This window comes from Geomonas terrae (assembly GCF_004791675.1).
Taxonomy (GTDB): Bacteria; Desulfobacterota; Desulfuromonadia; order Geobacterales; family Geobacteraceae; genus Geomonas; species Geomonas edaphica.
On sequence record NZ_SRSC01000004.1, the window covers coordinates 343197 to 357787 of the forward strand.

Annotated in this window: 12 protein-coding genes; 6 read left to right on the forward strand and 6 right to left on the reverse strand. The window is 55.8% G+C overall.

Annotation, left to right across the window (positions count from 1 at the left end):
• Positions 1 to 185 precede the first annotated feature (185 nt).
• The 4 genes from E4633_RS17105 (at position 186) to E4633_RS17120 (ending at position 3009) form a co-directional block, all read left to right on the forward strand.
• Entirely contained in the window at positions 186 to 767 is a 582-nt protein-coding gene (locus E4633_RS17105; protein ID WP_135871993.1) for a LemA family protein, read from the forward strand.
• 19 nt (positions 768 to 786) lie between these two features.
• Complete coding sequence (locus tag E4633_RS17110; protein WP_135871994.1) at positions 787 to 1701, forward strand: cation diffusion facilitator family transporter; 915 nt, start codon at positions 787 to 789, stop codon at positions 1699 to 1701.
• Positions 1702 to 1704: 3 nt separating this feature from the next.
• A complete protein-coding gene (locus E4633_RS17115) occupies positions 1705 to 1968 on the forward strand; it encodes a hypothetical protein (RefSeq protein WP_135871995.1) in 264 nt (87 codons plus the stop codon).
• A 132-nt stretch (positions 1969 to 2100) separates the two neighbouring features.
• Entirely contained in the window at positions 2101 to 3009 is a 909-nt protein-coding gene (locus tag E4633_RS17120; protein WP_135871997.1) for an Ig-like domain-containing protein, read from the forward strand.
• Positions 3010 to 3267: 258 nt separating this feature from the next.
• On the opposite strand, the gene E4633_RS17125 is transcribed toward E4633_RS17120, so the two are convergent.
• A complete protein-coding gene (locus E4633_RS17125) occupies positions 3268 to 4842 on the reverse strand; it encodes a tetratricopeptide repeat protein (protein WP_135871998.1) in 1575 nt (524 codons plus the stop codon).
• A gap of 500 nt (positions 4843 to 5342) precedes the next feature.
• Here E4633_RS17125 and E4633_RS17130 point away from each other — a divergent pair, with 500 nt between their 5' ends.
• Together E4633_RS17130 and E4633_RS17135 are read left to right on the forward strand one after the other, a co-directional pair.
• Positions 5343 to 6023 (forward strand): DUF2845 domain-containing protein, encoded by a 681-nt coding sequence (locus tag E4633_RS17130; RefSeq protein WP_162605020.1) that lies wholly within the window; start codon positions 5343 to 5345, stop codon positions 6021 to 6023.
• Between the two features lie 163 nt (positions 6024 to 6186).
• The gene (locus E4633_RS17135; RefSeq protein WP_135872002.1) at positions 6187 to 6939 is read left to right on the forward strand and encodes a hypothetical protein; all 753 of its coding nucleotides are present in this window, start codon (positions 6187 to 6189) and stop codon (positions 6937 to 6939) included.
• A 4-nt stretch (positions 6940 to 6943) separates the two neighbouring features.
• Here the strand turns inward: E4633_RS17135 and E4633_RS17140 are convergent, their stop codons facing one another.
• The 5 genes from E4633_RS17140 to E4633_RS17160 form a co-directional block, all read right to left on the reverse strand.
• A complete protein-coding gene (locus E4633_RS17140) occupies positions 6944 to 7162 on the reverse strand; it encodes a VF530 family protein (RefSeq protein ID WP_135872004.1) in 219 nt (72 codons plus the stop codon).
• Between the two features lie 131 nt (positions 7163 to 7293).
• Complete coding sequence (locus E4633_RS17145; RefSeq protein WP_135872006.1) at positions 7294 to 8277, reverse strand: archaeosortase/exosortase family protein; 984 nt, start codon at positions 8275 to 8277, stop codon at positions 7294 to 7296.
• Positions 8278 to 8286: 9 nt separating this feature from the next.
• Positions 8287 to 8520, reverse strand: a complete 234-nt coding sequence (locus tag E4633_RS17150) for a hypothetical protein (protein WP_135872008.1) — start codon at positions 8518 to 8520, stop codon at positions 8287 to 8289.
• Between the two features lie 48 nt (positions 8521 to 8568).
• Positions 8569 to 9075 carry a hypothetical protein gene (locus E4633_RS17155; protein WP_135872010.1) on the reverse strand — a complete coding sequence of 169 codons (507 nt, stop codon included), beginning with the start codon at positions 9073 to 9075 and terminating at the stop codon, positions 8569 to 8571.
• 13 nt (positions 9076 to 9088) lie between these two features.
• Positions 9089 to 14591, reverse strand: a 5503-nt coding sequence (locus E4633_RS17160) for a beta strand repeat-containing protein (RefSeq protein WP_198419468.1), incomplete at its 5' end; no start/stop codon positions are given.

Genomic DNA, 14591 nt, shown 5'->3' on the forward strand with positions numbered 1-14591 from the left:
TCACCCAAAGGTGTGAAAGGTTAATGCGACGTTTGATCAGGAATCCCATTCTTTCGAGCGTTTTTCCGCCCCAGTTATCATCCCGCAACAAGGTGAGTCCAGGCCATTGACTTCATTGCGGAACAAGTATATAGTCTCCGCTAATTTGTCCGGACTTATGAGCATACCCTTGGAGGGATACCTTGATGATCACTGCGATCATCATCAGCCTCATCTCCGTTATCGCCATCTTCGTTGCCGTTTCTTCGTACAACAGCCTCATCAACCTGAAGGAACAGACCAATAACAGCTGGAAGCAGATCGACGTGCAGCTCAAAAGACGGCACGACCTTATACCCAACCTGGTGGAGGCAGTCCGCGGCAACATGCAGTTCGAGCGCAAGACACTCGAGGCGGTCCTCGCCGCCCGCAACAAAGCCGTCAGCGTCTGCACCGGCGCAGGTCCCGGCAACGTCGCCGAGATCGCCGCAGCCGAGGGGGCCCTCAACGCCGCCCTGTCCCGCTTTTCCGCGATCTTCGAAGCCTACCCGGAACTGAAGGCAACCGGAAACGTCGCCCAGTTCCAGGAGGAACTCACCTCCACCGAGAACAGGGTGGGCTTCGCCCGCCAGGCCTACAACGATACCGCCACCTGCTACAACGTGGCACAGCAGCAGTTCCCCAATATCCTGTTCGCCGGGCTGGCCAAGGCCGCTCCCGCCACACTTTGGGAGATCAGCGAGCATGCCGACCGCGAAGTTCCCAAGGTGAACCTCTCTTTCAAGTAACCTTCAGAAAAGGAAATCCATGGCTTCAGGAGAAAAGGCGGTAAAGGTCGCCTTCAGAAACAACCTCGTCATCTTCTTGTTCAAGCTTTTCGCTGCCCTCACCACACACAGCGCCGGTATGATGGCGGAAGCGGTTCATTCTCTGGCAGACACCGGCAACCAGGTCCTTCTCCTATTCGGAATGAAACGTAGCAAGATCCCTCCCACCGACACACATCCTTTCGGCCACGGCAAGGAAGAGTACTTCTGGAGCTTCATCGTAGCCATGCTGCTCTTCGTCCTGGGCGGCATCTACTCGCTCGTGGAGGGGTTTCACAAGCTGCAGCACCCCGAACCGCTCCAGCACCTCTATCTCAACTACGCGATCCTGAGCTGTTCCATCGTGCTCGAGGGACAGTCGTGGTTGATCGCCCGCCGCAGTATGGGGAAACATTCCTCCTCGGAGCTGCTGCAGGGGGTCGTCGACTCCAAGGACAGCGGCACGGTCGTGGTATTCGTTGAGGACTCCGGGGCGCTCCTGGGGCTGGCCATCGCCCTGCTCGGGACCGCCCTCGTCTCCCTGACGGGAAATCCCCTTTACGACGCGGCCTCCTCCCTCTTTATCGGCGCGCTCCTCTTCGTGATGGCGCTCTTCCTCGCGAACGAGATGAGAAAGCTGATGATCGGTGAGGCGATTGACCCGGTCCAGGTCCGCTACGCGCGCCGCGTCATCAACAGCCATGAGCACGTGCTGGCGGTAGGCGCCATCCGCTCCATGCAGCTTGGCGTGGCCGATTCCCTCATCTGCATCGACGTCGACTTCAAGCAGGAGCTGCACGACTACGAGGTGGAAAAGACGATCGCCGAGCTGAGGGAGAAGGTGCAGAAGACGGTCCCGCAGTTAAAGCACATATTCATCCAGCCCGCGCCTGTGCTGGCGCGAAGCGAGGGGTAGCACGTGGCGACCTTCTTCGAGCTTCAGGAAAAGAACCGGAGGAAGACCAAGTGGGTCGTCGCCCTCCTCGTAGCGTTCTTCCTGTGGCTTGGGCTGGGACTCGACTTGACGCTCTACTATAAGGCCCGCGCCCATGACCGCCCCACCCCGGCGAAGGTCTACCGGGAGACGGGACAGGGAGCCTACCAGGAAGCGGAGCCACCGCCTGGAGCGGTCCGTCCCTATGAGAAGAAGTCCATGTCTCGGGGGGACGTTGCTGAGATATAGTGAGCAGGATGAACGCCAAGTAAGAACATGGGGGCAAGCAGACCGCCCCCTCATTGCCATATCCACGTCCCTCCTCCCCTTACATCGATAAACGAAGCAAGAGGAGCCATTACTGCGGAAAAGGAGGTTGTTATGCGCCCGATTGTGATGTTTATTTTTTCAGTTTTAGTGTGGCTGAGTTTTTGTCAAAGTGCTTTAGCTACAGGCGATTGTGATCATGATGGGATAGTTACTTATACTGAGGTTAGATCTGCAATAGACATGTTCTTAGGAACTGAAAATGTCGCTAGATGTGTGGACGAAAATTCATCTGGCGACATTGATATTCATGAAGTACAGAACACAATTAATACCTTTATTGGATTGATTCCGGCTAACAGCCCTCCAGTTGCTAATCCTGTCATTCTCCAAAATGCTGTCTTCACAGGTGTAGCTGTAACTCTTGATGGGAGCAACAGCAGTGATGTCAATGGCGACAACTTGACATTCAACTGGGTTCTAAGCAATAAACCGGCGAATAGCATAGCAACATTATCGAGCTCAACAGAAATATCCCCTTCGTTCACACCAGATTTGCCGGGGATTTATTCAATCAATTTAGTAGTTAACGACGGCAAGTTAGATAGTGCTGTAGCTACGGTGACTATCAACGCTACAGCACCTTATCTTGAACTATCCAAAATTGACCCTTTCTTTGGTTCCGTAACCATTTTATCACTGCCTTACACCGTAAACACAGCGTCTAGTCAGACATTGACTGGTATTCCAACCCCAACTTACGCAACAATTGATACCTTCACTTTAAAGGCCATGGGCTCCAACTTTACAATCGAAAATCTTTCTGCTGCTGACAGTACAGGCCTGGTCGTCCCCTATTTCAGCGGTTTAAGTAACGGACAAACAATAAGCGCTGGATCACCAGTAACCTTTTCGCTCCGTTCACCGCTGACCAACAATAATACAGTGAGTTTGTCTTATCGGTTCACGATTACTGAAACGAAGCAAACATTTACATACAATGTAAATTTACGGACCAACTGACTTCGGATGACAGGATGACAGAAAAGGCGGGGTCAGGCCAGTCTTTTGGACATTTGAGTAGATTGGAGCGTCCGAATGTCGAGTGTAAAAGGGGACAGGCTACTTTATAAGTTCAAACAGTAAAATATTAAAGTCTCGGGTGGACGTTGCTGAGATATTGAGATTTACAGGCTCAACAAAGGCAGAAAGTCAAAATCTCAGCAACGTCCCCCTACTCCCGTGCCGGGGGCTCCTGATTCATTTATATGGTCACCGGGGCTAGCGGCACAAATTCTCTATCAAACTCTCAAAAATCGTACCCGGCGCTATGCTTTCGAACTTGTCGTCTTTCTCGAAGGCGTAGGACTGGCTGTTTCCGTCCGCGCCGTAAAAGGTCACCTTCTGGTGCCTGATCTGCCTGTTACGGCAATTCATCTCGATTCTGGCAACGGTGTATGAAAGTTTCTCGTCCGAATCGGCAAGCGTCTGCGTCGTGTCGTCCGGGTGCTCCTCCCTGCTCCAAACCAATACCCTTCCTTTGTTCCTGACGATGTCCTTCCTGCTGTAAAAATAAACCGCCTTGGGATCACGGCCTGTTGCAAACTGTTCCCAGTACCACCCTCTCGCCTCACGTTTCTTGAGATCTTCCAAGAAATCGCAATAAAACTCGGAAAGTTTGCAGGCAAACACGGCGTCCTTCATCGCCTCTTGGTACTTCTTCAGGCCGACATACGCGTCGGATCTCACGATGTAATAATTAGCGCTGTCGGGTTCCAGTCCGATTGCTTTGTTGTAATCCGCAATCGCCTTGTTGAATTGAGATTTCTCCGCCCACAGCCTCCCTCTGCTGCCGTACGCATCGGTAACCTTGGGTGAGGTTTTCAGAACCTTCGTATAAAACGCTATGCCTTCGTCGAAGCGCTTTTCCCTGATGAACAAACGTAACAACCACGGCGCCAGGGCATATTTGCTGCTGTTATCCAGCAGGTAGCCCGTCTTGTAGTCGCTCATGGCGCCTTCCACGTCTCCCATTTTGTCTTTTGCCGCACCGCGCAGACGGTAGGTGCGCGGATCTTTTCTGAGAGAAAGTGCCGTGTCAAAAGCGCCGAGGGCTTCACGATACCTTTGGGCGGCCGACAGGGCTTCCCCAAGGTAAACGGAGTACGACGGATCCTTCGGTGTCTCCAGCGCCAGTCTCTTGTAAATGGCTATGGATTCGTTGAACTCGTGCACATTCTGAAGCGATTGCGCGAGCGCCTGCAGGTAAAGCCTGTTGTGGGGATCGAGTTCGACGGCTTTCCTATAGGCGTCGACCTGCTTGCTCACCTTTTCCCTGTACTGCTTGCTCTCCGGATCAGTAGGATCGGGGGTCGGGAAAGCGGGCTGCATCTCGTTATAGACGTTTCCCTTGAGATAATATCCGTTGGGATCACTCGGGTTGCCGCTTATGTGCTCCTCGTACTTTTCGAGGGCTTTTTCGTAATTCCCCTCCAGAGCATACGCCCCGGCACTCACGAACGGGTCATCGGAATCGACGTCCGGCGGAGCCGGCGCGGACTCTTTCTTCACCACCTCCGCGGCGAACCAGATCCTGTCGAACTTTCTTTTGAGCGGCTTGCTTTCAAAATCGATCATGGGCTGGCTGTCTGCAAAACGGATTTCTTCGCCAACGCCGATGGCAGTCTTCACGGTTGCCACCCAGTCTTTTCTGCCGTTTTCCTCAAATTCGACGTAGGTGTAGTCTCCGGAATCAAACGTGGAAATTACGGTGCCCGTATGGAAATCGGCCGCGTACGCCGCCGACGAAATCAGAAAAAATATCAAAAGAATGCGCGCCTTGCGCCAAACGTTCACTAGCCCCTCCACTTTTATACTTCAGCCTTTTTCTTTTTTACTTTTCTTTGCTCCTTTCACAAAAAGGGCTACCTTTTGTATTCTAAGCACGGTTTAATTGCAAGAGGAAAGACCGAGCCTACTTGCTAGAGGCCGGCCTCCAGGCGCAGGTGCGGTTTCAAAAGCAAGCGTTCCATCATCTTCGTCCGGCATCTCATAGAGTAAATTCTGCCCCTCTGCCGTCTTTCTATTGAAAATAGCCATTAAATTGTTCTATATTCCAAGCACTGTGACAGGTGTCCATGGGGACAACAGCATTCCCTCCCCCCCCCAAATATCCCAAGGTCACTCGGGCAATAAATCTGGCAGCTACTGCCGTGAGGAGGCGACCATGGCGAAAAAAAGTTCGGGGGAAAAAGGGGGACGCCCATGAAATTATGCGTAACCCATTACCATAGAGTCGGAAGAAACGCATGAAATCATGGGCGTCCCGCTCTCTTCTTTGCACCGGAGAATCCTCTATGAGACAGAAAAGAAGATCCCAAGCCCTCGATCATGCCATAGGTTTCATGGTGTGTGTCTTTATACTGGTTGCTGCTGCATACAGAATGGAATTAGATCTGGCTTCCTTTGTTTTCGGTGCTGCGAAAGAACCTGCCTCGCCCTCACAGCAAATTCCATCGATTCCTTCAGAGCCAACAGCGATATCCGCCCAGCAGCCCCAGGCACAACCAGACGCATCGGGTTACGAACACTACACCGACAAAAATGGGAATGAGGTAGTAATCGTTCCGGCCAGATACCAAGCACCCCGTGCTGAACCGGCTCCTATTCAAGCTGCACACCAGCAAGGTTTGCAGCATGGTTCACCGTTGTCCTCTGAGCAGATATCTCCGACAACGGTTGCGCCACAACGGTCCGCCCCACCGAGAAATATCGCCTTGGTTGCTTTGAATGCAGCAAATGGCAACACCCGGATGAACGTCTTTGAATCGTGCCGGTGCAGTAACGGTATAGCGACGAAAGGCGACACAAGGGAAGAGGTCATTGAAAAATGCGCACAACCGGCAACTCGATCAACTGGTGGCAGAGACTGCCGAGAGATCTGGTTGTACAACTTTGGTCCCAATGAGTTCATGCAAGGCGTTTGTTTTAAAGAGGACCGAGTGAGTAAAGTTCTCAGTCTAGATTATGGCTACTGATAGCCGGTATTTCTGTGAAGTCACCATGTGACGATAAGGCCTCAGAGATGTCGAACATGGCAGCTGAGGATAAGTTACATAACTCCCCCCCCTCAGCCCTCGCGCCGCTCACCCGCAACCCGTTGGATGACAAAATGATGGAAAGAAATTCTGAGGAACTTTAATGGAGTGGCTAAGGGATTTGAATCCATTTGCTATTGGTATGCTGAGTCTAGCCGCCTTGACCACGGCTATTATTTTGTTCGCCCCCAAATCGGCCAGGAAGGCTGATAAAGCAGCTTCAGAATGTGGACTGAAGAAAATCAGTCTGAATCAGTTTGGGCGTTACCTGAATAAAACATCTTGCTCATGCCTGCAATCCATGTTCGACGGGTCGCGGTTCAACTCTCCGACTATCGGAGAAATCTACAGCGGAAAATACGATAATTTTATTGTGAGTATATTTACACTCGTCCTTCCCACCGGTCGTGTTGGCACATGGCAGACCGTTATCCACCTAAGGTGCGCTCCAACACGGTGGCTTCCGATGTTTTCGATAACTGACGATGTAGCTGGTAAGAAAATTTCAGATGATTTGAAATGTGAACATACAAGACTAATCCCACTCATCAATCCTAACTTTATCAACAGGCAAAACGAAGTTAAACCTATATTAACTGCTCTTTCTAGGAAATCAGTAATCGACACCTCAATTAAATCCTTGAAATCCCCTATACGAGGAATCGTTGTAGATTCTACGGGGGAAGACCTATTTCTTTATCGGCATGGCGAGCTAGTAGATGCTTACAACCTCAAGGATTTTATTGTACGGGCAGTGAACTTTTGGCAAATGATCGATAGCGGCCAGATCGATATCAGTCTCTTTAGGAAACCAATGAATCGGGCGACAGGGGGACGTTGGAAGGGAGCCGTGTGAACCTCTACATCTTCAGCCGCAGGTACATCTCCTCGACCTTGTCTCTGGCCCAGGGCGTCCTTCTTAGGAACTTGAGGCTGGAGGAAATACTGGGGGTGTGGGTAAAACAGCGAATATCGATCCGCCTTCCCAGCTCTTCCCAGCCGAGCTCCCCCACCAATTCGGTGAGAATCATCTTCAAAGTGACGCCGTGGAGCGGGTCGGTTGGCGATTGAGTGGTCATGGTTTCATCCTGATGGCTGTTTGGTGCAAGCCTGAGATAAGGTGCGTGCTGTTGATATGGCTGATTTGCTGTAAGAAGTCAACGGAATGTGCGAAGGAGAAGCAGTCACCTCCATTTCCCCCTGTAAGTCCTCATTTCTCGTTTTCGCCAGCCAGTATCCAGTACATCGTCATCGGCAAGGCGAGATTGACAACACTTCCGATGGCCCAAAATCCGGAGAACCGCTCCCCCCCCGCGCTCAGGGCAAATCTACAGCCAAGGGCATTGAATATTGCGCCCATCAAGACCACGCAGGCGAGGCCGATCACGATGTTCACCGCCATCGTCCAATCACCCCTTTTCTGCAATGGCGCCATAAGCCCCAGATAAATCGCTACGTTCACCTCTTCCAGCAGGCTGTTCAATTTTATAACCGCCCCGGACTTGGCATAGACAATCGCATCGCCGCTTCGAACGATCCCCCCCTCAGTGTCCTGACTCAGCAATGCGTAAACAAGCGTGCTCAACCTGGCCATCAGGTCGCCGTATTCTTCATAAAACAACAATAGGATGAGGTAGGCTGCAATAGACACAGTTACAACCTGCGCTGACCTCACAGCGCTCTTTCGGGTTGCTATGAAACTGCCATTTACCCAGAGAGTCCAGAGGGCAACTACGAAGAGGGCAAAACCTATCACCCAAAAATAGTCGTGGGTAATCTGAAACGCTTTCGCGGAATAGGCGCCGACCACCCCTGAGACAATAAGCCGGATCGCATTGGCGAAGATGATGGTCGGCACAGCAATGGCCACGCCAATCAGTCTATAGGATAGGCTGTGACGTCTGTAGAGGAGAATGGCTAACGCAAGAATTACCACATAGTCAGAGGCGGTGCATTGACGGATGATTCTCATCGCGAAGCCGTCGACCGTCAGTATCTCGGCATTGCTCGTCACGGCAATGCCCAACAAGGTGCCTAGCCCCTTAGAGACAGAGATACTCAGATCGCGCCAGGCTATCCAGTAACCGTCCGGGACACCCAGCATCAAGGCCGTAACAGATATGGCGCACAGAATGAAAGAAACCGCAAAAAACGAATCAGGCTGCGGCCTTTCATTCTCTCTATTTTCCGTCATCAGTATCCTTTATTTACGGCTCTTCCAGTATCCATAGGCGACCACCGCCACAACGGTAGCCGCCGTCATCTCGACGTTTCCTACCGGCGTCGCTGGAATCTGAGTGATGACGGGTGGGCCGGGAGGCCCTGCAAAAACCGGTGTTGAAAGATGCGTTAAAAAAAGCGCGGTGAACGCACCGATTTCCGCAGTCATGCTCCTCTTAAAATTCATGTATTTCCACCTCCTGTAATCGATCTGCAAAAATGGCATCCTCGGGTATGGCTCTGCAACGGACGCGGGCCGGTAAGCCTACGGCTGCTCGGCTGATACGAGCAGTCCGGATGCGTTTCCAGGTCCCGGAGCAGGTATTGTCAAGGGACCTGCCTTCAGGTCGTACATCTTATCCCCGACCTTTAGGGTCAAGGCCATGGCGGGCGACAGTCTGCTCTGCTCTGTACGCAGCGCCACCTGTAATGGTGTCCCCTTGGCGAAAGTTGAGGTGACCGAGAGCGGCCACTCCTGTTTTTTGGCCAATGAGCGTACATCTCCGCGCAACTTGCTCAGGGCGGGCTTCCAGGCCGGCTGGGGAACGATTACGCAGATAAACGGCTGCCCCATGTCGGCGTTGAGGTTTCCGGGCGAGATGGTGTCGTAGGCGTTGTCGTATGAGTCGGTAGCCGCGGCATGCTCACCTATGACTACATAATCGTAAAGATTGCCGCCGGAAACCGTTATCGTCGCCGACATGGGCTCAAGTGCCGCGGCAGTGGTACAGCTCAATAAAACCGCGCATATGGATGTTGTTAAAACGTTCATCAGCACCGGTCTCCTACGGGATGGTCAGCGTATGGTTCACCGAATCCAGGTTCACGATCCAGTACCCTTTCCACGGCTCGACCTGAGGATTGTCCCCTACGATGGTCCATGAATCATAGGTTGTCCCGTTCCACCAATACAGGCTGCCGCCGATACGGTTACCAGTGACTGCCTGATTGAGGGGAGTCCCGTCAACAAGCCAGTTGTTACCGATACCGGTCAGGTTGTTCGTTTTGGGGTTGGCTATCATGGTCCACCCAGGTTTCAGGGTGACGGTCGTGCTGCCTGAGTTTGGTGTGCCGGAGAACGCAAGCCTCGTGCTGCCGTCGGATGTCTTGGCGAAGTACCCTTTGCCTGGGCTTAGGGAGTTGACCTGGGCGTAGGATCCAAGCACCGAGGTGCTCGCCTCCGGGGTCGCTCCCGTCGGAATCCACTCGTAAACAGCGCTGACCGGCTCGGCGAAGAAGGTGTTCGGCGCAACCCCGCTCGTGTTGTACGGAATGGCGATGATGTTCCAACCGTTGTACAAAGGCGTGCGCACGGTCATGAAGACCGTCGCGCTCTGGTCCGTATCGGAGACGACGGCGTACTGGTAGGCCGTGTTGGGCAGAAGGCTCGTTCCATCGGTGAAGGTCTTTTGGGTGGTGTTGCTCGCCAGTACCTTGGGGGCGCCGGTCGAGCTGTAACGGTACACGGTAAATGTGTTGCCGGCCTTTATCCCGGAGTAGGAGCCGGACGGAGCTCCTGTGATGGCGACCGCGCCCGAGGTGTCGAGTTTCTTCGTGGAACAGGAAGCAGTAGTTCCTCCACCGCTACCGCTGCAGGTCCAGAACCACGGCCCGCTACCGGAAACTGAGGACGCGGCGCTCGATCCGGAGCAGAGGCCGACGGCCGGCGCCAGGGTGAAAATCTGCCCTTCGGCGCTACCGCAGGAGCCGTTCACGACCGGAACGATGTTGAGCGTGCCGGATGCGCCCCCCTGGTAGTTGGCGTCAGCAATGGTGGCAAGGACGAGATAGCTGCCGGCCGTACTCGGGACTGTTTGACTGCCGCCATAGGTCACCAGCACGGCGAGGGAGGCCGGAGTGGTCGTCACCGTCACCCTCTTTGCGCTGCCGTCGTAGGACTGGGTGAGGTTGGCGAGGGCTACGGAGGCATCGGCTTTCGCGATCACCAATGTTGCGGTGGCGCTGCCTTGGTACCTGGAATCGCTTACGGTAGCCACGACCGTGTAGCTGCCTGCTCCGGCTGGAGGGGTGGTGCTGCCGTTGTAGGTTACCGTCACGCCCAGTCCTGCAGGCGAGGTCGAGACCGTTGCCGATTTCTGGCTGCCATCGTAGGTGTGAGCAAGATTCCCGAGGGTTACCGTCGCCGTCGACTTTGCCAAGACGTTGATGGTCACGCTCTTCGCGGCGGAGGCATAGTTGACCTGATCCTTGGGGGTGAAGGTTGCCTGCAGCGTTTGACCGCCCCCCGCCGGGAGGAAATAACCGTCGGCAGGAGAATAGCTGAAACTGCCGTCAACGGATGCGCTCGCGTCCAGTTGGATGGCGGAGAGCGCGGTTCCGACGAAAATATCGGAAGGGTTGGTCCACGTTATCACCGGGGTCGCTTTCTCAATGGTGAGGACGCCATTTACGTAGTTGAAATCGTAGTTGTTGGAGAACAGGGTTCCGTTCGTCACGACGATCGGATAGGTGCCGACGGAAGTGGCGAGGCCGGCGTCGCAACCAAGGGAAACGCTCCCCTCGATGGATGCTTTGGTGTCGTCATAGACGAAGCCGCTGAAAGTCGCCGTGAAGGCAGGATTTGCAGCGCCGTACGGACGGCTCGCGTTGTCTGCGCTGACCGTGACGAGCCCCTTCGACACGGTCAGAATCTGCTGCGCTACGGCCGGGGCGTAGTTCGTGTCCCCCGCCTGGCTGGCCCTGATCTGGGTGCTGCCTGCACCGACTATGGCGACTGTGTTTCCGGTCACTCTTGCCACGGCGGTGTCGGAACTGGTGAAGGTCACCACGTTACCCGACGCGCCACCGGTGGCGCTCAATTCAAATGCGGCGTCGCCGTATTTTTTGACCGGAATGGCGGCAAAGCTGATGCTCTGGCTGGCCTGGCCGACGGCGAGGAAGGCGCCCGTGAAGCTGAAGTCATAGTTTGCCGCGTCCAGAGTTCCACGCGTGACCATGATCGGATAGCTCCCCACCGGACTGTTGCGCACGGCGGTGGTGCTGATCTCCGGAGCGCCGGAGAGGACGGCGGAGGTTTCTGCGTTGACGAATCCGCTCACGGCATAGGTGAGAGTCGGATTCTCGGTGTTGAACGGTCGGCTGAGATCTTGCGCACTTACGGCCAGGGTCGCCTTCAAGACCACGAGTTCCTGCTCCGCGCTCGCCGAGGCGTAACTGCCGTTGCCGGCCTGGAAAGCGGTGATGGTAGCCCGGCCGGCTCCGACTATCGTCACGGTTTTGTCCGAGATGGTTGCGACGGACGGATTCGAGCTCGTAAGGGTCACAGGTTCACCGGATGCACCCGGCGTGTAGACAAGTTCGAAACTGGTGGCACCGTACGTCACGGCGGGGATCTGGTTGAAGGTGATACTCTGGCTCGACAAACCTATGCCGAGAGTTCCGTTGACAAAGACGAAACTGTAGTTGGCGGCGCTCAGAGTCCCCAGGGCAGGAACGATACTGTAACTCCCCGAAGGACTGTCTACAGTGGCATTCGTTGTGATCGAAGGGGAGCCGGATAAGACACTGGCGTCATCCCCTTTTACGAATCCCGAGTAAGTCACGGTGAACTGAGGGTTCGCCTCCCCGTAGGTTCGGTTTTTGTTATCGGCGGTGACCGTGATGACCTCTTTGTTCACTGTGAAGAACCGGGACACGCCTGTGGCTTCGGCGTAATTACCGTTTCCGACCTGGTTGGCAGTGATCTGGACGGTGTCGGCACCGACGATGTGGATGAGGCCGCCCGAAGTGATGGTGGCGACCGTGCTATTCGAGGAGGTATAGGTTACCGGATTACCTGAGTCACCGCCGGTGGCCCCGGGGTTAAAATCGGCCGCGCTGTAGGGCTTGTCAGCAACGGGCGCGAAGGTGATCGACTGGGGGGCCTTGGCAATAACCAGCGTACCGGTGGCACTACCCTGATAGTAGGCGTCATTGATCGTGGCAAGGACAGTATAGCTGCCGGCAGCGGTCGGCACCGTCGCGGAATTGTTGTAAGTGATCACGACGGCTAGGTTGCCGGGGTTGGTGGTGGCGGTTACCGCCTTGGGAGTGTTGTCGTAGGTATAGTTGAGCGATCCCAGCGTCACCGTGGCTGTCGCCTTGGCGACTGCGACGGTGACGCTTCCCGTTGCCGTAGTGTAATCGGCCGCGTCATTCGGGGTGAAAGTTATATCCGCAAGGAAGGTCCCTGCCGCGGACGGCACCGTCGCGGGGTTCGTGAAGGTGAAGGTGCCGGGGACGTCAGCCGTCCCCCCGGAGAGGTTGGAGGCGGAGAGAGGCGCTCCAAACACGATACCGGTCGCCGTCGGCAGCTTCGTGATGACCGGCGTCGCCTTGGCGACCGGAACGTTAACAGTCCCGCCGACGGTGGTGTAGTGCGCGGCGTCACTTGGGGTGAAGGTGATCCCGGCCGAATAGGAACCCGCAGCGGACGGCACCGTCGCGGGAGTCGTGAAGGTGAAGGTGCCGGCGACGTCCGCCGTCCCCCCGGAGAGGGTGGAGGCGGAGAGGGGCGCTCCGAACACGATACCGGTCGCCGTCGGCAGCTTCGTGATGGTCGGCGTGCCCTTGGCGACACCGAAGGACTGCTGCACCTGAGGAGCAGCGTTGTAGTTGGAATTTCCTGCCTGATTGGCGTTTATGACGCAGGTACCGACACCGATGAAGGAGACCGTCGAACCGGAGATTTGGCAGACGGAAGCGGCGCTCCCATCAATCGTGAAGACCACAGGATTTCCCGAAGCACCACCGTTCGCGGTAACGGTGTAGGCAGCCCCCGAAAAGGTTGCATTGCCAGGAACCGTCGAAGTAAAGGTGATCGACTGGGGGGCCTTGGCGATAACCAGCGTACCGGTGGCACTACCCTGATAGTAGGCGTCGTTGACCGTAGCGAGGACAGTGTAGCTGCCGGCCGCGGTCGGCACGGTCGCGGAATTGTTGTAAGTGACCACGACGGCAAGGTTGCCGGGGTTGGTGGTGGCGGTTACCGGCTTGGGAGTGTTGTCGTAGGTATAGTTCAGCGGTCCCAGCGTCACCGCGGCCGTCGCCTTGGCAACCGCGACGGTGACGCTTCCCGTTGTCGTAGTGTAATTGGCCGCGTCATTCGGGGTGAAAGTTATCTCCGCAAGGAAGTTTCCTGCGGCGGACGGCACCGTCGCGGGGTTCGTGAAGGTGAAGGTGCCGGCGACGTCCGCCGTCCCCCCGGAGAGGGTGGAGGCGGAGAGAGGCGCTCCGAACACGATGCCGGTCGCCGTCGGCAGCTTCGTGATGACCGGCGTCGCCTTGGCGACCCCAAAGGACTGCTGCACCAGAGGAGCAGCGTTGTAGTTGGAATTTCCTGCCTGATTTGCGTTTATGACGCAGGTACCGACACCGATGAAGGAGACCGTCGAACCGGAGATTTGGCAGACGGAAGCGGTGCTCCCATCGATCGCGAAGACCACAGGATTTCCCGAAGCACCACCATTTGCGGTAACGGTGTAGGCAGTTCCCGAAAAGGTGGCTTTGCCAGGAACCGTCGAAGTGAAGGTGATCGCCTGGGGGGCCTTGGCAATAATCAGCGTACCGGTGGCACTACCCTGATAGTAGGCGTCATTGACCGTAGCGAGGACAGTGTAGCTGCCGGCAGCGGTCGGCACCGTCGCGGAATTGTTGTAAGTGATCACGACGGCTAGGTTGCCGGGGTTGGTGGTGGCGGTTACCGGCTTGGGAGTGTTGTCGTAGGTATAGTTCAGCGGTCCCAGCGTCACCGCGGCCGTCGCCTTGGCAACCGCGACCGGGACGCTTCCCGTTGCCGCAGTGTAATCGACCGCGTCATTCGGGGTGAAAGTTATCTCGGCAAGGAAGGTCCCTGCCGCGGACGGCACCGTCGCGGGGGTCGTGAAGGCGAAGGTGCCGGCGACGTCAGCCGTCCCCCCGGAGAGGGTGGAGGCGGAGAGAGGCGCTCCGAACACGATACCGGTAGCCGTCGGCAGCTTCGTGATGACCGGCGTCGCCTTGGCGACGGGAACATTCACCGTCCCGCCTACGGTGTTGTAGTGCGCGGCGTCACTTGGGGTGAAGGTGATCCCGGCCGAATAGGAACCCGCAGCGGACGGCACCGTCGCGGGGCTCGTGAAGGTGAAGGTGCCGGCGACGTCCGCCGTCCCCCCGGAGAGGGTCGAGGCGGAGAGAGGCGCTCCGAACATGATGCCGGTCGCCGTCGGCAGCTTCGTGATGGTCGGCGTGCCCTTGGCGACACCGAAGGACTGCTGCACCTGAGGAGCAGCGTTGTAGTTGGAATTTCCT

Excerpts from the sequence above, each read along its gene's own strand:
- E4633_RS17105 (WP_135871993.1), top strand. The coding sequence starts at position 186 with ATGATCACTGCGATCATCATCAGCCTCATCTCCGTTATCGCCATCTTC.
- E4633_RS17110 (WP_135871994.1), top strand. The coding sequence starts at position 787 with ATGGCTTCAGGAGAAAAGGCGGTAAAGGTCGCCTTCAGAAACAACCTC.
- E4633_RS17120 (WP_135871997.1), top strand. The coding sequence starts at position 2,101 with ATGCGCCCGATTGTGATGTTTATTTTTTCAGTTTTAGTGTGGCTGAGT.
- E4633_RS17130 (WP_162605020.1), top strand. The coding sequence starts at position 5,343 with ATGAGACAGAAAAGAAGATCCCAAGCCCTCGATCATGCCATAGGTTTC.
- E4633_RS17135 (WP_135872002.1), top strand. The coding sequence starts at position 6,187 with ATGGAGTGGCTAAGGGATTTGAATCCATTTGCTATTGGTATGCTGAGT.
- E4633_RS17140 (WP_135872004.1), bottom strand. The coding sequence starts at position 7,162 with ATGACCACTCAATCGCCAACCGACCCGCTCCACGGCGTCACTTTGAAG.
- E4633_RS17145 (WP_135872006.1), bottom strand. The coding sequence starts at position 8,277 with ATGACGGAAAATAGAGAGAATGAAAGGCCGCAGCCTGATTCGTTTTTT.
- E4633_RS17155 (WP_135872010.1), bottom strand. The coding sequence starts at position 9,075 with ATGAACGTTTTAACAACATCCATATGCGCGGTTTTATTGAGCTGTACC.